We start from the raw sequence: 19846 nt of genomic DNA on the forward strand, positions 1-19846 counted from the left end.
AGGCCGGGCAAGGCCGATGCCGCGCGCCAAAGACCGCAGATTAAACAGGGTATCGAATATCAAAACCGGCAGGTGCCTATAGCGAGGGGGTAAACATGATTGGACAGGGCAAGCGCACAGAAACCTTCGGTTCCCAGCACCTACCCTGCTCGTTTCAGGACATAAACAGCGATTACGGTTGGGGCGATCACCCCATCAATTTACCCGTGACGATGTTCATCAATGGGTATGGTCGAACGTCTGAGACGTGGCTTTGCCGCGATTCTCTATGGCGATCTTTTTCGGCTTTTCGCTTTCCGGAATGTCCTGCAACAGATTGACCGTCAACAGGCCGTTTTCCAGATGCGCGCTTTCCACTTTCATATGCGCCGGCAGCGTATAGCTGACGCTGAAGTCGGTATGGTTGATGCCGCGATACAACCATCCTTCCTTCTCTTCTTTCTTCACGTCATCCTTGCGTTTCCCGCTGATGGTCAACTGACCGCCGGCGGCGCTGATTTCCAGATCCTCTTCCCGCCAGCCCGGTACGCTGAGTGTAATGCCATAATGGCTGGCATCTATCTGGCGGATGTCATAACCGGGAGCGGTGGCTAACGGCGTATCCCCCGTCAATTGGCTGAACAGCCGGTCGATACGGTTGAAACGGTCGGAAAACAGGGAATCCGCGAAAGCGGGGAGTAAAGACACAGGTTTGAATGCCATGGTTAACCTCCTGAGTATCCTAAAGTCGTTCCCGACACATACCGGAACACGACCTGATGCACATTCAAAAAGTACCAACCGCAAGGCAGCAACATTGTCTTGCATTCATAATCCCATATAGATCCAACGCCGTTTTTTTCAAGTCCGTTACCCCAAAAAACATGCCGGGCTAATGGTTGCCCGTTCACGATCGGTGACGACAGCCCCCTCAGGGCGGGCTCCCGAAGAAGCCCTCCTGCCTATTCGCTGCGCAACCGGCAGACATGACACCGCGTTAAACCGCCTGCCGACGCAAAACGCCGTACAACAACAATGCGATAAGGAAAGTCAGCGGCGCGGATAACGACTGCATCAGCGGCGTACCGTGCATCAGGATAATGCCGACCACCACGCTGAAAAACCAGGCGCTCAACCCCACCAGATTGAAGGTGGCCGGCGTCTCCGGGCTCGACTGCGGCCGTGCGAGAAAAATATGCGCCAGCGCCACGCCGACCCACGCCACCACAAACACCCCCTGATAGGCCAGCGCCTGCAAAATATAGGCGAAGACATCCGCCAGCATCAGCACATACACGGCGGCCCCCGCAACGCAGGCCCAGACGATTTTGCGGTAACGCAACCGGAACAGGCGATCGAAAAACACCTGCATATTCATGGTGGCGAGGTAGTAATTAGCCGTGTTGATGCGCGTCTGCGTGACCCACACGAACAGCAACCCCCAAAATCCCAACAGATTGAGAATATTGACCACCACCGCCGTTTCGCTCACCCCATTCTGCTGAGCGAAGCTGCTCACCAGATAGATGCCGGCGATGCCGTTCAGCAGAAAAGTGATCACATAAAACGGCATGCCGAAGTTGACGCGGGCATGGTAATCGCTGTCTTCATGGCGGCCGAAACGCGCATAGTCGAAGGTGTACATCATCAAAATCCACACCCCCATGTAATACGTGAAGCAGTTCCACCAACCGTACTGGGGCGGCTCGGCCGGGCCGAAGGAGAGCCACTGCGGCTGATAACCGTAATGGCCGATGGACACCGCTACCGTCACGCCCAACCCCAGCAAATAGAACGGCAGCAGTACGCCGTTGAACTTGTCCAGCCAGTGCTGCACGCTGCCGAAAATCAGCGGCACGCTATAAAGCACCACCACCAGCGCCGCCCAGTGATAGGGCAACTGCGGAAACAGATGATTAATGGCAAAGGCGATGACCGAACCTTCAAACACCGCGTAGTAAATCGCGGTGGAAAAGAAAATCAGCGTCGCCAACGCCGAACCGACGCGGCCGAACAACTGGCCGGAAAACGCCGCCACCGACAGGCCGCTGCGGATGGCGAAGCGGCTGATCACCGCGTTGATCAACCCATAGCACACCACCGACAACGCCATACCGATGATGGCGTTACGCGCGCCGTAATTCAGCGCCAGCGACGCGCCCACCACAATATAGAAAATGGCGCTGCATACCGCCCACCATGCCATCGTCAGGGAGAGTTTCCCCATCCGCTCCGCAACCGTCACGGTTTCGGCGGGCGTATTCACGGCCCCCTGAACTTGAGATAAGTCAGTCATCGCACAACCTCCAGATACCGATATCAACGAGTAAAGGCCGAACGATCCCGCCATGCTGAACCCGTCAGCACGGTAGGCGATGACGTCCGGGGTGTCAGACGGTTATCCGCCACGGCGCCGGGTGTTGGCTGCTATGCCATGGCGAAAACCGGATCAGTGAGTCAACAAATGCGCCAGTCGCGCCAGTCGGCGCTGATAATGCTGGCGCGCCGCCAGCGCCTGCTCCATCGTCACCGGCACGAAACGCACCCGATGATGGGGTTGCAGTTGCCCGACGATATCCAGATCGACGCTAATCACCGTCCCCAGCGTCATATACCCGCCGCCGGAGACCGCGTCGCGCAACAAAATGATCGGCTCCAACCCGCCCGGCACCTGCACCGACCCGATGGGATAACAGGCATCGACGATATTCGACGGGTCGGAACCGGCGCCAAACGGCGGCGTGCGTGGTTCGAACGCCAGCGGCGCGCCGCCCTTGAGGCGATAGCCGATGCGGTCTGCTTCGGTGCCGACCGTCCACTCATCGGCAAAAAAACGCGCGACCGCCGCCGGCGTCAGCCGATGGATATACAAACCGGGCACCATGCGCAGCGTCACCGACTTCTCCAGCACCGGCAGGCAATCCGCCGGCACCGTGGTTCCCGCTCTCGACGGGTAAGCCGCGGTTCCTAGCGGCAACGCATCATTGGCCGCCAGCCGCCGTCCCTGATAACCGCCCAACGCGCCCAAGGTATAGGTGGAACGGCTGCCCAACGCTTCCGGCACCGCAATACCGCCCGCCACCGCCAGATAAGCCCGGCAGCCCGCCGATGCGGGCCCGAAACGCAGCACCTGGCCGGCACGCACGGCAAAGGCGGTATCCAGCGGCATCTCCATACCGTCCAGCACCGGTTTCATGCGCGCGCCGCTGACCGCGACGGTTGCCTCGCCGGCGAACTGTAGCTCCGGCCCCAGTAGCGTCATTTCCAGCACCGCCGCATCCGCTGCGTTACCCACCAGCAGATTGGCAAGCCGCAGCGAGTATTGATCCAGCCCGCCGGACGGCGGAATGCCCAGATGGTAAAACCCTTCACGGCCGCCGTCCTGCACCGACGTCGCCAACCCCGGTTTGATGACATTAATCTGCATACAGCACCCCCTGAAGGTAGTGTTTGTAACCGGCGGGATCGGCGAGAAACACATCCAGCTCAAACGTCACCGGTCGGATGCGCAGGCTGAACGCCCCCGCCTCCACCGCGCTGACATCCTGCTGGTAACGCGCCAGATCGATCGGCGTGAACTGTACGATGTCGCCGGCGCGGAAAAACACCATCGACGATTGCAGATAGTCGAGACGCTGCGCCGGATCGTAGATCGGCGCAGGCGTCACGCCGAACAACTGATATCCCCCCGCGCCGCGTACCGAGTAGATACAGCCGAAACAGCCGCCGTGTCCCAACGCCAGTTTGGGCGTATCGGTACGCGGGCGCAGGTACTTCGGCACCTGGATCTGCTGCGGGCGATCCACCATCTGGTACATGAACGGCAGCCCGGCGACGAACCCGACCATCGAGACAAACCACGGCGTACCGCTGTGCGCCTCGATAAAGGCCGCTACATCCTGATAACCGTTGATACGGGCGGCGTATTCCAAATCCGTGGCGTCCGGCTCCTGATGCCGGTCGCGAAACCGCATCAAGGTGTCGTGCGTCCAGGGGTCGTTGTACAGCACCGGAATTTCGATGATGCGCGTCTCCAACCGCGTCATATGCTGCGCCTGAAGCTCCCGCTGTTTCACCTGTTCCAGCAGCGCCGACGGCGCCACCACATCCGGATTGAAACGAATCTGAAACGACGCATTCGCCAGACAAATATCCAGCACGCCGGGGATCGCCTGCTGTTCCAGCGCCCGGGTCATCGCCAGCCCGCGGAAAAACGCGGACAACGACATGGCCTCGTCGATCTCGGCGAACAGATGCTCATCACCGCCGAAGGTATAACGGATCTCGCGCGCATCCATCTCAGCGTCCTCCCCGGCAAACCTGAACGGGCTGGCTATCGTCGGCCAGCAGCCATTGTTCCAGCGAGGTGGTATCAAACCGGCCGGCGCGCAGGCGCGAGTCCGCCAATAACCATTGATGCAACGATTGGGTGGTGGTGACGCCGCTAATCCGTAGTTGTCGCAGCGCCTGCTCGGCACGGTTGAGCGTCTGTGGGCGATCCTCGCCGTAGACCACCAATTTGGCCAGCAGCGAATCGTAATACGGCGGCACCTTGTAGCCGTTGAACAGATGGCTGTCGATACGGATCCCGTCGCCCTGCGGCCAGACAATCTTTTCCACTACGCCGGGGCAGGGAAAGAAGTTGCGCGCCGGATCTTCGGCGTTGATGCGCATTTCGCAGGCGCAGCCCGACAACACGATATCCTGCTGACGTAAACCGAGCGGTTCACCGCCGGCAATGCGCAGCATCCACTGCACCAGATCGATGCCAGTGACCATTTCCGTCACCGGGTGCTCCACCTGAATACGGGTGTTCATCTCGATGAAATAGAAGGCGTCGCGTTCGGCGTCGTACAGATATTCCAGCGTACCGGCGCTGCGGTAGCGCAACTGCCGCGCCAGTTGCAACGCGCTCAGACACAGCGCCTCGCGCTGCTGCGTGTTCAGCGCGGCGGACGGCGCCTCCTCGAACACTTTCTGCCGACGACGCTGCAACGAGCACTCGCGTTCGTACAGGTGCACGGCCTGTTCGCCATCCCCCAGGATCTGTACCTCGATATGACGGGCATGCTGAATAAACCGTTCCAGATACACCTCGCCGCTGCCAAACGCCGCCCGGGCTTCACTCTGGGCGATCGGAAACTCCCGCGCCAGCTCATCGGCGTTGCGCACCACCCGGATACCGCGGCCACCGCCGCCCGCCGCCGCCTTGACCAACAGCGGATAGCCGATCTCCTGCGCGCAGCGCTTTGCGTCCTCCAGCGAGTGCAGCGCATCGGAACCGGGCACCACCGGCACCCCCGCCGCCTGCGCGGTGCGGCGCGCCATCGCTTTATCCCCCATCAGGCGGATCGTCTCCGCCGTCGGGCCGACGAAAATCAGACCGGCCTGCTCCACCGCTTCGGCGAAGGCGGCGTTTTCAGCAAGAAAACCATACCCCGGATGAATGGCGTCGACGCCGTGCGTCTGCGCCGCCCGCAGCAGTGCGTCCTGATTCAGATAGCTCTGGTCAGCCCGTGCCGGCCCTAAAATACAGACTTCATCCGCCAGACGCGCCGGCAGCGCATCGGCATCCGCCTCGCTGCACGCCGCCACGGTGGCAATTCCCAGGTTGCGGGCGGCATGAATGATACGAACGGCGATCTCGCCCCGGTTGGCAATAAGCAGTTTTTTGATCGGCTGATGCATTTCCGCCTCCTCTTCTCTTTAACCTGACGCCGCAGGCGAAAACAGTTATCTATCGGTTTTTATGATGGCTATTACCTGGCCCGGTTCGAGCGCATCGCCGTTATTTACGCAGAAAGAAATCAATTCACCGTCCTGCTCAGCATAAACTTCACTAAACTGTTTCATCACTTCAATCAGCCCAATAACCGTATTGGCACTGACCGGTTGATTCTCCTGAATAAACAGCGGCGCATCCGGCGCGGGTTGACGATAAAAAATACCCGGCAAAGGAGAGCAGACTTCATAATTTTTCATTACCACAACCCCTTATAATTATTTATTAATAACCGATTCAGATAAATAACGCCGCAAAGGAGAACAGACTTGGATATTGGCCTCTGCCAACGCTTCGCGCGTCTGTTTGATTAATGCCAATGCCCCCGGCGTATCGCTATGAATACAAATTGAGTCGAATTCAATATTAATCTCCATCCCCTCGACGGTGGTGACTTTCCCCTCGCGGCAGGCACGAACCACCCGGGCGGCGACATGCTGCGGATCCAGCGCCTCAACCCGGCGGGTAAACACGATAGAACCGCTGACGTCATACTCCCTATCACCATAAAATTCACAAATAACAGGGTGTTGCAGAGCAACCGCTTCCTGCCAGACCATCGAGCCGTGCATGCAGTACAGGCGTAAGGTCGGGTCGAGACGGTGTAATGTCTCAACAAACAACCGCGCCGCATCCCGATCGCGGGCCAGATGCATATACAGCGCGCCATGCGGTTTGACATGCTGCAACGGCAATACCGACAGGCGCGAAAATTCCCGTAATGCACCGATCTGATAAATAATGTCATTCACTATTTCGTGCGGTTGTACATTAATATGACGCCGACCAAAACCGACGAAATCCCGGAATCCCGGATGCGCGCCAACAGCAACTTGATGATATTTCGCCAATTCAATGGTGTGCCGCATGATATTGGGATCGCCGGCATGAAAACCGGTGGCAATATTTGCCGAGCTGATGTAATTCATTATTTCTTTATCAACATCATCACCTATTTTCCACGGCCCAACGTTTTCGCCCATATCGGAATTCAGATCGATTTCATATTTCATAATTATTTCTTATTTGTGACGTACATGTTTAAAAATAATATAGGGTCACTTTTTTCCATTCGGAAAGACGTATTTTTCGATGACTGACTATCTGAAAAACAGAACGCTTGTTGCGGAGAACCTCATGATTACGCTGCGTCAGATTCGCTACTTCGTCGCCACCGCCGAGATGGGGCAGATCTCTCAGGCCGCCATTCAACTCAACATTTCGCAATCCGCGGTCACTACCGCGATTCAGGAGCTGGAGGGCATGCTGGGCAAAGCGTTGTTCCAGCGTTCAGTGCACGGCATGACGCTGACGGAAAATGGGAACTACTTTCTCAACCACGCCTACGCCATCCTGCGCAGCGTCGACGACGCCACCAACATTCCGCTCACCGACGACCGGATGAAAGGGTCGCTAAACATGGCCGCCAGCTATACCGTGATGGGTTACTTCCTGCCCTTCCATCTGCAACGCCTGTCCTATGGTTTTCCCCACCTCACCCTCAATCTGAATGAACGGGAACGCAGCGATATCGAACGGGGGTTGCTCGACCGCTCGCTGGATCTGTCGCTGGTGCTGACCGCCAACCTGACTCACCCCGCCATCACCGCCGAGACGTTGTTCAACTCAGAGCGCCGCCTGTGGCTGCCCAGCCGCCATCCGTTGTGCGACCAACCGGAGGTCAGCCTGGCGGATGTGGCGAACGAACCCTTTATCATGCTGACCGTCGATGAAGCGGATCACAGCGCCATGCGCTATTGGGAACAGAGCGGGCACCGCCCGAAAGTGATGCTGCGCACCAGTTCCGTGGAGGCGGTACGCAGCATGGTGGCGAATGGGCTGGGCGTGGCGATCCTGTCGGATCTGGTGTACCGCCCCTGGTCGCTGGAGGGACGGCGGATTGAAACCCGCTCGCTGACGGATCGGGTACACCCGATGAGCGTCGGGCTGGCCTGGTATCGCGACGCCGACTTCACGCCGGCGATGCAGGCCATCAGGGAGTATTTCCGTAATGTCTTTTTGACGCCGCAGTTGGCGTCGACGCGGCGTTAAGCCGGGCGCGGCGTGAAACGCAGCGCCATCAGCATCAAGCCGATAACCCCCACGCCCATAATGACCCAGGCGCTCTCCAGGCCGTGGGTATGCTGGCGGATAAACCCGGCCAGCAACGGCATCAGGCTGGCGATCAGATAGCCCCCGCCCTGCACGAAGCCCATCAGCGATCCGGCCTGTTGCGCGTTTTCCACATGATCCAGCGCGATAATCAACGACAGTGGAAACAACGCGCCGATCCCCAGCCCCAATGCCAGCATGATGGGGATCACCAGCGCCTGCGGCGCCAGCAGCAGCCCGATCAACCCCAGCAGCAGCAGCGCCAGCACCGGCAACAACAGATAACGCCGATCAGGAAAACGGTTGATCAGCGCGGAAACCAGCAAACCAGCCATCACTTCCGTCAGCGTCAACCCACCCAGCAGCAACCCGCTACGCACCGGGCTCACCCCCAGTTGTACGTAGTAAGGCGGCAGCCAGGCCAGCACCAGCGTATAGGCGGCGGTGCCTACGCCGAAGAAAACCATCAGCGCCCAGCTGCGGTTGAGGGGCGCTTCGACTTTCCGCATCCTGCGCTCTTCCGGCTGGAACGAAACGGTGATCAACCATGCTATCACCGCCACCGTCGCCAGCACGCTCCAGGAGGACAACGCGCCGTCCCAGCCAATACGTGCCGCCATCGGCGAAGCACTGGCGGCCGCCATCGCCGCACCGCCCATGATGGCGGTGGTATACAGCCCCATCAACCGACTGCTCTGGGTACTGAAGCAATGGCGGATGAAAGAGGGCACCAGCGCCTGGATCAACGCAATCCCCATACCCGCCAGCGCCGCCGTAAACAGCAGCCCCGCCGCATCGTTCAGCCAGGCGCGCAGCAGACAGGCCACCGCAATCCCGATAATGCCGAAGCCGATGCCGCGGTGCTCGCCCAGCCACGACTGCAACCAGCCGCCGGCCAGCGCGCACAGCCCCATCGCGAAAACCGGCAGGGTGGTCAGCAGACCGGCTTCGGCATCGCTCATCCCCGTCGCCGACTGAATCTGATTCAGTAGCGGCCCGATCCCCGCCAGCACCGGGCGAAGGTTCAATCCCAGCAAAATAATGGTCAACATGGCGAAAAATGGTGATCCTGAACGGACGGTGGTCGTCATAACATTCCCTTATTGGCATGGCAGCTTATTACGTTCTAGAATATCTTTACACAAAGTATCTTAACGTCAAGATAAATAACGCTCATGAAAACTCGCGCTGATACCGCCTATGAACAATGGCGACGTGAACGACCGGATATCGACCCGTTTCCGATGCGGGTCACTGGCAGGCTCTTCGAAGCTGCGCTGCGTCTGGAACGGGATAACCTCAACCCGCTGTTTGCCCGGCACGAGCTGCGCCCCGGTGAATTTGACGTGCTGGCGACGTTGCGCCGCGCCGGCGCGCCCTATGCGCTGACGCCGACACAGTTGTACGAAGCATTGTTGATCTCGTCCGGCGGCATGACCAACCGTCTCGACCGCCTGGAACAGGCGAAACTGGTAGAACGACGCCGTAATCCGCAGGATCGACGCGGCACGTTGGTGGTGCTGACCGACAAAGGGTTTGATGTTATGGAGGCGCTGCTGGAACGGCATGTGGAGAATGAACGACAGTTGCTGTCGTCGCTGAGCGAAGAAGAGCAGCGGCTGCTGGATGGACTGCTCGCCAAACTGCTCGCCGGTTTACCCACGGCATAAGAAGCGTTGACCACGCTTTGCAACGGCATCCACGTCAACCGGTGACGAGCGGGCATCTGGGCGCACCCATAAAAAAATCCGCTCCGAAGAGCGGATTTTTCAGGACACGCAAGCGGATCAGAAACGATAACCTACGCCGACGTTCCAGCTGCCTACGTCAACGCTGCGGATGCGGCTCTGTTCGTAACCAACATCAAATGCAACGTCTTTAACCGGATTGAACTGCAGACCGGCGCCGTATACAAAACCGGCATCGCTGTTGCTGTGATTAGCATCACCGCTGGTTTCATTGTTGGTGAACTTGGCGGCACTCACGCCCACCACGCCATAGATGCTGGCCCAATCAGCAAAGCGGTAGGTCGGGCCTGCGCTGAAGCCGTAATACTGCGCTTTGTGATAAACATCGTCAGACGTGTTGCTATCTTGCAAATACGTGAAAGAACCGATAACGCCCAGTTGGCTGTCATCGAATTCATAACGGTATTTCAGGTTGAAACCCGGCAGTTTATTCATAACGCCCTGGGCATCGCCCTGAGCATAACCCAAAGACACGGTACTCTGACCGGCCATTGCACTACCAGCACTTACGGCTAAAACACAAGCCAAAGCGGAAAGACACGCGATTTTTTTCATAATATGCCTCGAATCTATCTTACGAAAGAATAATTAAGCGGCCTAAATATAACAAAAAATTAGGGTGGATGCTGCCTGGTTATTATCTTTCAATTAAGTAAAACATGTAACATTACATTTCAAAATATAGGCAACTTATTGAATTTTATATTTTTATAAAAAAAACAAAAATACGAAAATATTAATTCCGCGCCCCTCTGAATACAGAGTTTTCTTAATTTTCTGATTACTTTTCAGTCTGAAATTATATTCTGGGAAAAGCACTTATTCCTAGCGTAAATTAAAGTCAATAAGAGTAAACTAGCTGCGGATAATTTGATCATTTATTGCCTGAGTTTTTTCCCCCATTAATTACCTCATTTAAGGCCCATTATGACCTTATATTCTTCGACCAAAACATCCGTCCTGATCCCGGTGTTAATGATCGTGATCGCCATGATTTCGCTACAGGTTGGCGCCGCATTGGCCAAAACCCTGTTTCCGACGATCGGCGCATCCGGGATGACCGCACTACGCCTGGCGATCGGCACGCTCATCCTGCTGGTAATCTTTAAGCCCTGGCGCATGCATCTGGGATCTGATCGCTGGCCGCTGCTGGTCTACGGCATCACCCTGGGAGGGATGAATTACCTGTTCTATCTGGCGTTGCGAACCGTGCCGCTGGGGGTGGTCGTTGCGCTGGAATTCACCGGCCCGCTGGCCGTGGCGGTGCTGTCGTCACGCCGCCTGCTGGATTTTCTGTGGATAGCGCTGGCCGCCAGCGGTTTATGGCTGCTATTGCCGCTGGGCGGCGGCACCGGCGATCTCGACCCGCTGGGTATACTTTTCGCCATCGGCGCCGGCGCCTGCTGGGCCGGATACATTCTGTTCGGCAAGAAAGCGGGAGCCCGCCACGGCGCAGGTACCGTTGCGATGGGGTCGTTGATCGCCGCGCTGATTTATTGCCCGATCGGCGCGTTTTTCTCCAGCAGCGCCCTCTTCTCGTCGGCGGTGCTGCCCGTCGGCATCGGCGTTGCGTTGCTGTCTACCGCCTTGCCCTACTCGCTGGAGATGCTGGCGCTCACCCGCCTGCCCACCCGGACTTTCAGCACGCTGATGAGCCTGGAACCCGCCATCGCGGCGGTTTCCGGCATCCTGTTTTTGAATGAACACCTCAGCATCGCCCAATGGCTGGCGTTGGTATTTATCATTACGGCGTCTCTCGGCACGACGCTCAGCGCCAGAAAGTCGGCGGCGTGATAGCTGCACGTCGTGAGGTTACACTCACTCATTCACGAATTTTGTGCATAATTATGCATGCTGATGCCTTGTTGTGCACAAGGTGGACAAAAAATTAGCGTTTGCCAGCAATATTGCCCATCAATGGCAATCAACGGTTGTTTCCCCAGCACAATTCAGTTATTCATAGCAGCGCGTTTCATAAGTGTTTCAGATGACAAACCGGACGCGCCAACACAACAAGCGGGATACTCATCGCATTTTGGCAACGGTACCCCTTATTTTCCCTGCACCGACTCACTGCATACGGCCGCCGTACCACAACTGACGCACCGCCCGGATATGCGTATCCGGCGTATCGCGCGAATGACGGCCGGTATCGTTACCCACGCCGGTGAAAACAGTGGACACATAACCAACAACGAGGAAGGACGCTTTGATGAAATCACTATTTAAAGCATCTGTCGCCGCACTTGCGCTGGCGTTCAGCATTTCCAGCCACGCGGCGGAAAAACCACTTCTTGTCGCAACAGACACCGCCTTTGTGCCGTTTGAATTCAAACAGGGCGATAAATACGTCGGTTTCGATATCGATCTGTGGGATGCGATCGCCAAACAGTTGAACCTCACCTACACCCTGAAACCGATGGATTTCAGCGGCATTATCCCGGCGTTGCAGACGCGCAACGTGGATCTGGCGCTGGCGGGTATTACCATCACGGAAGAGCGTAAGCGCGCAATCGACTTCTCTGAGGGGTATTACAACAGCGGCCTGCTGGTGATGGTACGCAGCGAAAATCAGGAGATTAAAAGCGAAGCGGATTTGGCGGGCAAGGTGGTGGCCGTGAAGAGCGGCACCGGTTCTGTCGACTACGCCAAAGCCAACATCAAGACGAAAGAGCTGCGTCAGTTCCCGAACATCGACAACGCCTACCTGGAGCTGGGTACTCACCGCGCCGACGCGGTGCTGCACGACACCCCGAACATCCTGTACTTCATCAAGACGGCGGGCAACGGTAAGTTCAAAGCCGTCGGCGACTCCATCAAAGCACAGCAGTACGGCATCGCCTTCCCTAAAGGCAGCGACGACCTGCGTGAAAAAGTCAACGGCGCGCTGAAAACCCTGCGCGACAACGGCACCTACGCTGAGATTTACAAAAAATGGTTCGGCACCGAACCGAAGTAACACATTAAACCGCTGCCGCGGCGTCGCTGGATAACCCATGCGGCGCCGCGTTGTTTGTGGCGTTATTCATTGCTGGAGAATGTTCATGCAGTTTGACTGGAGTGTCATTTGGCCGTCTATCCCCCAGTTGCTGGAAGGGGCCCAAATGACTCTGCTGATTTCCGTGCTGGGTTTGCTGGGCGGCCTGGTCATCGGCGTCGTTGCCGGGTTCGCCCGCGTCTATGGCGGTTGGCTATCGAATCGCATCGCGTTGGTGTTTATCGAAATCATCCGCGGTACCCCGATGGTGATACAGATCATGTACATCTATTTCGCCATCCCCATGGTGTTGACATCGGTTCGTATCGACCCTGTCACCGCCGCCATCATCACCATCATGATTAACTCAGGCGCCTATATTGCCGAGATTACACGCGGGGCGGTGATGTCGATCCATAAAGGCTTTACCGAAGCCGGCCTGGCATTGGGGTTATCGCACCGCGCCACACTGCGTCATGTCATTACGCCGTTGGCTCTGCGCCGGATGCTGCCGCCGCTCGGCAACCAGTGGATCATCAGTATCAAGGACACGTCGCTGTGTATCGTAATCGGCGTATCCGAGCTGACTCGTCAGGCACAGGAAATCATTGCCGGCAATTTCCGCGCGTTGGAAATACTGACCGCTACGGCGATTATTTATCTGGTCATCACCCTTATTCTTACCATCGGCATGCGTTGGCTGGAAAGAAAGCTTAAGATTATATGATTGAATTTAAAAACGTTTCTAAACACTACGGCCCAACCAAGGTGTTGCACGATATCAATCTGAAGATTGAGCAGGGCGAAGTCGTGGTGATCATCGGGCCTTCCGGTTCTGGAAAATCGACGCTGCTGCGTTGCATCAACAAACTGGAAGAAATATCCAGCGGCGAGTTGGTGGTCGACGGCTTAACCGTCAACGATCCCAAGGTGGACGAGCGGCTGATTCGTCAGGAAGCCGGGATGGTATTCCAGCAGTTTTACCTGTTCCCGCACCTCACTGCGCTGGAAAACGTGGCTTTCGGGCCGATCCGCGTGCGCGGCGCCAGCAAGGCTGATGCCGAGAAGCTGGCGCGTGAACTGCTGGGCAAGGTGGGGCTGGCGGAGCGGGCGCACCACTACCCGTCCGAACTGTCGGGCGGTCAGCAGCAACGTGTCGCTATCGCCCGCGCGCTGGCGGTCAAACCCAAGATGATGTTGTTTGATGAGCCCACGTCGGCACTGGATCCTGAACTGCGGCACGAAGTGCTGACGGTAATGAAGGATTTGGCGGATGAAGGGATGACCATGGTTATCGTGACCCACGAAGTGGGCTTTGCGCAGAAAGTGGCGTCGCGTTTGATCTTCATCGACAAGGGGCGTATCGCCGAAGACGGCGACCCGGATGCGTTGATCACCAATCCCCCCAGTGATCGCCTGCGGGAATTCCTGCAACACGTCGCCTAGGCATCACGCCGGCCCGGCGTGCGACACACTCAGGCGCTTTCTCAACAGGGAAAGGCTTGTCCGCGTGTCGCACGTCGTTTTTGCATCGCGACAGTGCTACATCGCGACAGTGCTACATCGCAACAGTGTTACATCGCGACAGTGTTAGCCTTTGAGCGCTGGCAAGCCGGTGCCGCCGTGTTAACGCCCGCCGCCACACATCCCGGCGTACTCCCCGTAACCGCACAGCCAACAGCAAACCACCCGATACCCAGCGGATGCATTTGGTATTTTCCGCCAATTCCGATACGCTGCTCGCAGCCATCTGCGGGCAGACCGGCCTGTTCATTAGCGAATCAATTAGTTACCCCTATTTTGTCAGGTTGATATCCATGAAAACCATCAGCACTTCCCTTACCCGACGCCGCCATAGCGCCCTCATCAGCGGATTACTGGTTGGCGTATGCGGATTCGCCACGCCTGCTCATGCCGACATCGATACCCAGCAATGCAGCGCGTCGGTTGAATCCCCCCACACAGCCGCATTCAGCAAAGATGAACAGGATCTGCCGTATCCCAAAATCGGTGGGTTATACCAACGCCCGGCGGCGGCCGGCGTCAGTCTGACGGGTGACGCCAACCAATACGTCGAATCCGCCAGCGGCGCGTTAAACGGCAAATACCCGTTGCAGCGCAATGGCGACCACATCACGCTCACCGGCCAAGGGTATTTTGGCGTGCGCTGGGATATCGACTCTGCCGGCCGCGGCGGTACTTTGCCGGCGGAAAACGCCCCGCTGTTCGCATTGAGTAACGGCACCTTAAAACGGGTGGCGCTAACGGACAGCTATATGCCGGATTATCGTCTTGACGGCGAGCCCGGCCTTACCGGCATCGGTTATGCGGTAGGCCGCCCCCTTATCGCCCCCGGCACGCCGGCCGGCCAGGGCGAGATCATGCCCAGCCTGTGGCGCAATGAAATCTTCTACCTCGACGGCACCGTCACCCTTACCCAACGTCAGGGCGAGATAGACTACAAACTGGGCATCACGCCGCTGACGCTGGCGGAGGTCAACGCTCAGCTATCCTCCACGCGCAACCATGCCGGAAGAAACACCCTGCGCAGCGGCATCTCGCTGGATCCCTACCTTGGCGAAGATACGCCGCCCGCCTCGCCCGGCAACCTGACCGCGACGGCGATCGCCAGCTCGGTCGTCAAACTGGACTGGCGCGACTGCGCCGACAACGCGCGCGGTTTCATCGTCGAGTACGCTGAGGACAGCGGCGGTAGCGACAGGGCCTATACCAGCGCCGAGTCGCTCGGCAAAGGCTCGGAATCGCTGGAGCTGGGAACGCTGCAACCCGGCACCACCTACTTTTTCCGGGTGAAAGCCTACAACCAGGCCGGCGACTCCGCCTACTCCAACGAAGTGAGCGTCACTACGCCGGCACCGACGCCACTGAGCGATAACTGGAAACAGCAGGACATCGGCAAGATGGGCACCGCCGGCGCCGCAACCGAAGATAACGGCGTGATCACGCTGGAGGCGCACAACGGCGATGTCTGGGGCGCGGAGGATTCCATCCATGTTGTCTACCGCGAACTAAAAGGCGATGGGCGCATCACCGCCCGGCTTGTCGATCTGCGCTACAGCGATCCCTACGCCAAAGCCGGGGTCATGATGCGTAACACCCTCGCCGCCAATAGCGGCTACGTGCTGGCCGGCTACAGCGCATCAATCGGCGCGCTATCACAATGGCGCAGCAACACCGGCAACGCCACCGGCAACAGCGGCCATTTCTCCCCATCCGGCAACGGCAGCCAACCCACCTGGCTGCGTGTGACGCGCGACGGCAATAGCTTCCTGGCGGAAGCGTCCGACGACGGCAAAAACTGGGCCCTACTCAGCAAACGCACCCTCGTCAACTTCAACGACACGCTGTACGTTGGCCTGGTGCTCTCTTCCCGTAACAACAGCAGCGGCAAAGTCAGCTTCGACAATGTGAGCGTCGAGCGCTAAAACCGTAACGATAACGTCCATAAACACCAAGGCCGCCTCCCAGGAGACGGCCTTTATGATTGCCTAGCCGCGTCGAATGTCGGGTGCGGACACCACTGTCACTCGACCGCCATCATCAATGTTTACCTGCCAGCGCCACCGCATCATGCAGATTCAGCCGTTGCCAGAAGTTGGACTCGCCGCCGCCATTGGATAACGGATAGCCATCCGCCAGCGCGGTTTTCGCCATCAGCGCGCGCCGTTGCGCCGCGCTCAAATTCGGCAACGGCCCTTCCAGCAGTACCTCCGCCCCGGCAGGAACGCTCACCGGCTGCGCCTTCACCTTCGCCTGCGGCAAATGGTAGGTCATGGTGTAGGTGTAGAACGTCCGCATCGCCGGATCGGTATAGGGATCGTTCTTGCCCTGCGGTTTGGCACATTCCGCCAGACTCACGCCGCAGGCTTTCTCCAGTGCGGCGCGCAGCTGGCTCTTGGCCTCGGCAAACAGCACGCGATATTTCGGATCGTTCAGGAATTTAGCGACGCTGCGCTGCGCGGTCATACGGCCGCCCATGACATCCAGCGGGAAATGCACCCCCAGCACCAGACGGGAATAGCCGTAGGTGGCGGCGCGATCAATCAGCGGAACAAACCGCTCCGGCAACATCTGCGCCAGCAGCAGCGCATCATTATAGCCGCCGTTGGTATGGCCGCTCGGGAACGAACCGCCGGACGCGGTATAGCGATAACCGTCGCCCACCACCGCAGTATCCGGCACCAGATGGATGCTATTGCCCGGCTGTTTAAACGGACGCAAATAGTTATAGGCATTTTTGGCCGCAGACGTACTGACGTTGGTGGCTTTGATCAACGCGGCCGCCTTGCCGATTTCACCTTTCTGATACACCTCCAGGAATGCTTTGCCCAGACGCGGGCCCAGCGCTTCCGCCAGCGCGTAGAGATAACGGGTGTTTTCCGCATCGATCAACGCTTTCTGGCGCAACGGCAACGTCGCTTCCAAGTTGATGCGCTCCACCGTCGCCAGGTTTTGCTTCAGCACCGCTTCCGGCAACGTTTTGAAACCCTCCAGCAGCTTGACGCTGGCCTGCTGATCTTCTTTGGCATTGAACTTATAGCCTGTCGCTTTAAGCCACTTCATGTCACCCTGCGGCGCATCCTGATCCGGCGCTTTTTCCATCACCGCATGGGTCAATTTCGGCGCCGTGCCTTGTAATGCTTGCTGCAACAGTTGCTGAACCCGTTGCTGCATTTCAATCACCGGCGCGCTGTTGCTGGCTTCGGTCGTGGTCTGCAACAGACGCACCTGCGGGATCTGGGAATCGCTGGTGGCGGCCGCCTGAACCTGCACCGCGGTCAGCGCGCAGGTAACGGCCATGAAGAGAGAGGTGTAGCGCATTGGTATGTCCTTTTTATTGTCATGAACAGGAAACTGCATCAGGCTAATGGGAAACGATGACAGTTCTGTGAATTTTTCTGATAACAACAACGCGAGACGGCGCCCGCCAGCATGCATGGTGCGACCTCCCGTCGTCGACGCCGGGACAAAACGCCCGCAACCATCACGCCTCATTGCCGGACACCACCGGTACTACCGCAGCCAGTGTAGTACAGCGAACAAGGAAAGGGTGTGAAATATGCGGGTTCTGGTATAGCGAATGTTAATGAAAAATAATGCAAAAATGGCGTTTTCTCCCGTCGCCGCTCCCAATGCTGAACAGCATTTCAGCGCACACGCTTAACCACCGCGGCGCAACGCTAGCGGGCAACTGTACGATAGGCCGACCATGCGACAGGGCAACCATGCGACAGACCAACCATGCGACAAGCCAACAAATGCGACAGGGCAACGACAGAACAACGGCTAGGGGGAAAACGAATGGCGCCGCCGCCAAACAACCGCGACGGCGCGAATCACCCGCACACAGGCGGCAGGCGACAATCAGGTGCGGTAAGTCTGGTTGATAAAGCGCGCGAAGTCGTGGCTCATGGCCTCATCGCCCTGTTGGTTATCCGCCAGCACCTGATCACCATCCACCACTCGAATTCGGGCGTTGAGAGGGAAATCCGCCGCGGGCTGCGGACGCGCCGCCGCCGCCGACATCACCGCCTGTGCCTGCCGCCAGGCTTCCTCCACGGTGAGATTGCACTCGCGGGCCAGATAATCCGGGTTGAACCCTTCGCCGGTCAGGCTACGCAGCGTCTCATCATGAGTCAGGCTATTACCGGGTTGCCAATAGTGACGGGTTAAATCCGGGCCGATCGCCGGGTTATCCGCCAGATACCCATCCCGCTGCAGGAAGAAATGGCGCGTCTGCTCTACCGCCATCATCGCCAACAGATAGCCGTGATACGAACAGGCCGACTCCATCGACAACAAATGCGGGATCGCTATCGTCGGACGCGGGCTGCCGCTGATCCCCAGGATATGCTGCTCAATATCACGCGCCAATGCGGTAATCGCCTCCGGCGTGCGCGCCTCGTCACTCATGCTATAAAGCCGCCATTCGAAATAGGGCACCAGCAGAATATGGCGCTCGTCGAACGCCCGCATCGGCTGGCGGGTACGGATCTCCGCCTGAATCAACGCATCCGGTATCGGCTCGCCCTGCCGGGTGCGGGCATAACGTTTCAGCCAGTCAGCATCCTGCAACAGACTGTCGCAGAACATCGACTGGGTTTCGGCGTAAGCCATGGAAGTCGGCGGAAACTCCTGAGCAAAACAGGGCGCGTTCTGGCGGATATTGGCGAAATGCGCGGCGTGGCCGCCTTCATGAAACAGCGTATTCAACCCCCTGGCGCCGCTACCGATCTGATCCGGCCGCGCCAGGCTGGTGAAATTGATGCGCGCCGGTCGCCACTGCCCCTGATCGATAAACGGCGGCACCGGTTGATGCATAAAACCGTTCTCATACTTGCCGGGACGCACCAGCAGGTCGAGTTGCAACTCGGCGCCGCCAAAGTCGATATGCAGGCGTTTGAAACTGTCGACCCAGCGCGTCAGCGAATCCTCAAACGGGAAGTACGGATCGAGCTGACGGGTCACATCGCCGGTGCTGGCATAACGGATATTCCAGGGCGCCAACGCATCGGCGCCCTTTTCCGTCGCCAGTTGTTGCAGACTGCGCTGGTTCGCCTCCCGCGTCTGTTCCTCAAACCGGTCGAGGATGGCGAACAGTTGTTCCGGCGTCATACGCTCGGTCTTGTTCACCTTGTAGTCAAAATAGTTGCGATAGCCCATCTGTCGCGCAAACCGGTTACGCAACGCCACCAGTTCCAGAAAGCCGTGCCGCAGCAACCATTGTTCCAGCTCGCGCAGCGCCTGCTGGGAGCTCTGACGCCAGCTTTCGTTGTCGTTGGTGGTCTGGTTGGTCAGCAACTCACCGAGCGACGCAGGCACCCGTTCGCCGTGCTCGTTGATATGGGTGGTCTGATAGGTTTTACGGCGCGAAAACAGATCGTTTTCCGCAGCGACCAGCGCATTCATCAATGTCTGCGCCTGTTCATCCTCGATCACGTTGCAGTCGAAAAAGCGGTACCAGCCGCGCAACCCATGCAGCAAGGCCTGCTGCGCCGGCGTTGTCGGCGCCGCTTCTACGCTGGCGATGTGTTCGCGTAATTCCACCAGCCGTTGCGGCCGGGCGATAAAACCTTTCCAGTTGCTCTCCGCTTCGGCAAAACACGACGGTACGGTTTCATCGCCGGTTCCCATATAACGTTGCCAAAACAGATCCTCTTTGGCGCGGTGAACCGCCAGATAGTCGCGGTTCAGGGCGTTGAAATAGTCCACAGCCTGTTGCATGTT

18 protein-coding genes are annotated in these 19846 nt (G+C 58.0%); 7 read left to right on the plus strand and 11 right to left on the minus strand.

All coding sequences use genetic code 11. The features are described 5' to 3' along the window. Positions 1-219: 219 nt before the first annotated feature. From DPA2511_RS12240 to DPA2511_RS12270, 7 genes are all read right to left on the minus strand, one after another. Positions 220-702: an Hsp20 family protein gene (locus DPA2511_RS12240; RefSeq protein WP_015854068.1), complete on the minus strand. Its 483-nt coding sequence runs from the start codon at positions 700-702 to the stop codon at positions 220-222. Positions 703-976: 274 nt separating this feature from the next. Beyond that, the gene (locus tag DPA2511_RS12245; protein ID WP_015854069.1) at positions 977-2275 is read right to left on the minus strand and encodes a purine-cytosine permease family protein; all 1299 of its coding nucleotides are present in this window, start codon (positions 2273-2275) and stop codon (positions 977-979) included. A gap of 153 nt (positions 2276-2428) precedes the next feature. Further along, a complete protein-coding gene (locus DPA2511_RS12250; RefSeq protein ID WP_023638354.1) occupies positions 2429-3406 on the minus strand; it encodes a 5-oxoprolinase subunit C family protein in 978 nt (325 codons plus the stop codon). Further along, positions 3396-4277, minus strand: coding sequence for a 5-oxoprolinase subunit B family protein (locus DPA2511_RS12255; RefSeq protein ID WP_015854071.1), 882 nt, complete (start codon positions 4275-4277; stop codon positions 3396-3398). Before DPA2511_RS12255 ends, DPA2511_RS12250 begins: the two co-directional genes overlap by 11 nt. 1 nt (position 4278) lies before the next feature. Beyond that, complete coding sequence (locus DPA2511_RS12260) at positions 4279-5667, minus strand: acetyl-CoA carboxylase biotin carboxylase subunit (protein WP_015854072.1); 1389 nt, start codon at positions 5665-5667, stop codon at positions 4279-4281. Between the two features lie 45 nt (positions 5668-5712). Then, positions 5713-5961: an acetyl-CoA carboxylase gene (locus DPA2511_RS12265; RefSeq protein ID WP_015854073.1), complete on the minus strand. Its 249-nt coding sequence runs from the start codon at positions 5959-5961 to the stop codon at positions 5713-5715. An 18-nt stretch (positions 5962-5979) separates the two neighbouring features. After that, positions 5980-6774 (minus strand): 5-oxoprolinase subunit PxpA, encoded by a 795-nt coding sequence (locus DPA2511_RS12270; RefSeq protein WP_015854074.1) that lies wholly within the window; start codon positions 6772-6774, stop codon positions 5980-5982. 124 nt (positions 6775-6898) lie between these two features. Between DPA2511_RS12270 and DPA2511_RS12275 the strand changes: the two genes are divergently transcribed. Then, a complete protein-coding gene (locus tag DPA2511_RS12275) occupies positions 6899-7813 on the plus strand; it encodes a LysR family transcriptional regulator (RefSeq protein WP_015854075.1) in 915 nt (304 codons plus the stop codon). Here the strand turns inward: DPA2511_RS12275 and DPA2511_RS12280 are convergent. Continuing rightward, positions 7810-8964, minus strand: coding sequence for an MFS transporter (locus DPA2511_RS12280; RefSeq protein WP_015854076.1), 1155 nt, complete (start codon positions 8962-8964; stop codon positions 7810-7812). The two genes, DPA2511_RS12275 and DPA2511_RS12280, sit on opposite strands and share 4 nt — an antisense overlap. Positions 8965-9048: 84 nt before the next feature. On the opposite strand from DPA2511_RS12280, the gene DPA2511_RS12285 reads away from it, so the two are divergent. Beyond that, a complete protein-coding gene (locus tag DPA2511_RS12285; protein WP_015854077.1) occupies positions 9049-9543 on the plus strand; it encodes a MarR family winged helix-turn-helix transcriptional regulator in 495 nt (164 codons plus the stop codon). 117 nt (positions 9544-9660) lie between these two features. On the opposite strand, the gene ompX is transcribed toward DPA2511_RS12285, so the two are convergent. Beyond that, the gene (gene ompX, locus DPA2511_RS12290; RefSeq protein WP_015854078.1) at positions 9661-10176 is read right to left on the minus strand and encodes an outer membrane protein OmpX; all 516 of its coding nucleotides are present in this window, start codon (positions 10174-10176) and stop codon (positions 9661-9663) included. A gap of 372 nt (positions 10177-10548) precedes the next feature. Between ompX and rhtA the strand changes: the two genes are divergently transcribed. The 5 genes from rhtA (at position 10549) to DPA2511_RS12320 (ending at position 16044) form a co-directional block, all read left to right on the plus strand. Beyond that, on the plus strand, positions 10549-11415 hold the full coding sequence (rhtA, locus tag DPA2511_RS12295) for a threonine/homoserine exporter RhtA (RefSeq protein WP_015854079.1): 867 nt from the start codon (positions 10549-10551) through the stop codon (positions 11413-11415). 418 nt (positions 11416-11833) lie between these two features. Continuing rightward, complete coding sequence (gene glnH / locus DPA2511_RS12305; protein WP_015854080.1) at positions 11834-12580, plus strand: glutamine ABC transporter substrate-binding protein GlnH; 747 nt, start codon at positions 11834-11836, stop codon at positions 12578-12580. 85 nt (positions 12581-12665) lie between these two features. Next, positions 12666-13325: a glutamine ABC transporter permease GlnP gene (gene glnP, locus DPA2511_RS12310; protein ID WP_015854081.1), complete on the plus strand. Its 660-nt coding sequence runs from the start codon at positions 12666-12668 to the stop codon at positions 13323-13325. After that, the gene (glnQ, locus tag DPA2511_RS12315) at positions 13322-14044 is read left to right on the plus strand and encodes a glutamine ABC transporter ATP-binding protein GlnQ (protein ID WP_015854082.1); all 723 of its coding nucleotides are present in this window, start codon (positions 13322-13324) and stop codon (positions 14042-14044) included. The genes glnP and glnQ overlap by 4 nt, the downstream gene beginning before the upstream one ends. Positions 14045-14415: 371 nt before the next feature. Further along, complete coding sequence (locus DPA2511_RS12320; RefSeq protein WP_023638356.1) at positions 14416-16044, plus strand: fibronectin type III domain-containing protein; 1629 nt, start codon at positions 14416-14418, stop codon at positions 16042-16044. A gap of 115 nt (positions 16045-16159) precedes the next feature. Here DPA2511_RS12320 and DPA2511_RS12325 read toward each other — a convergent pair whose 3' ends face one another. Together DPA2511_RS12325 and DPA2511_RS12330 are read right to left on the minus strand one after the other, a co-directional pair. Beyond that, positions 16160-17440, minus strand: a complete 1281-nt coding sequence (locus DPA2511_RS12325) for an acid phosphatase (RefSeq protein ID WP_023638357.1) — start codon at positions 17438-17440, stop codon at positions 16160-16162. Positions 17441-17983: 543 nt separating this feature from the next. Next, positions 17984-19843, minus strand: a complete 1860-nt coding sequence (locus DPA2511_RS12330) for a M3 family metallopeptidase (protein WP_015854085.1) — start codon at positions 19841-19843, stop codon at positions 17984-17986. Between the last annotated feature and the right edge of the window lie 3 nt (positions 19844-19846).

It is taken from the genome of Musicola paradisiaca NCPPB 2511, from assembly GCF_000400505.1.
Classification (GTDB): domain Bacteria; phylum Pseudomonadota; class Gammaproteobacteria; order Enterobacterales; family Enterobacteriaceae; genus Musicola; species Musicola paradisiaca.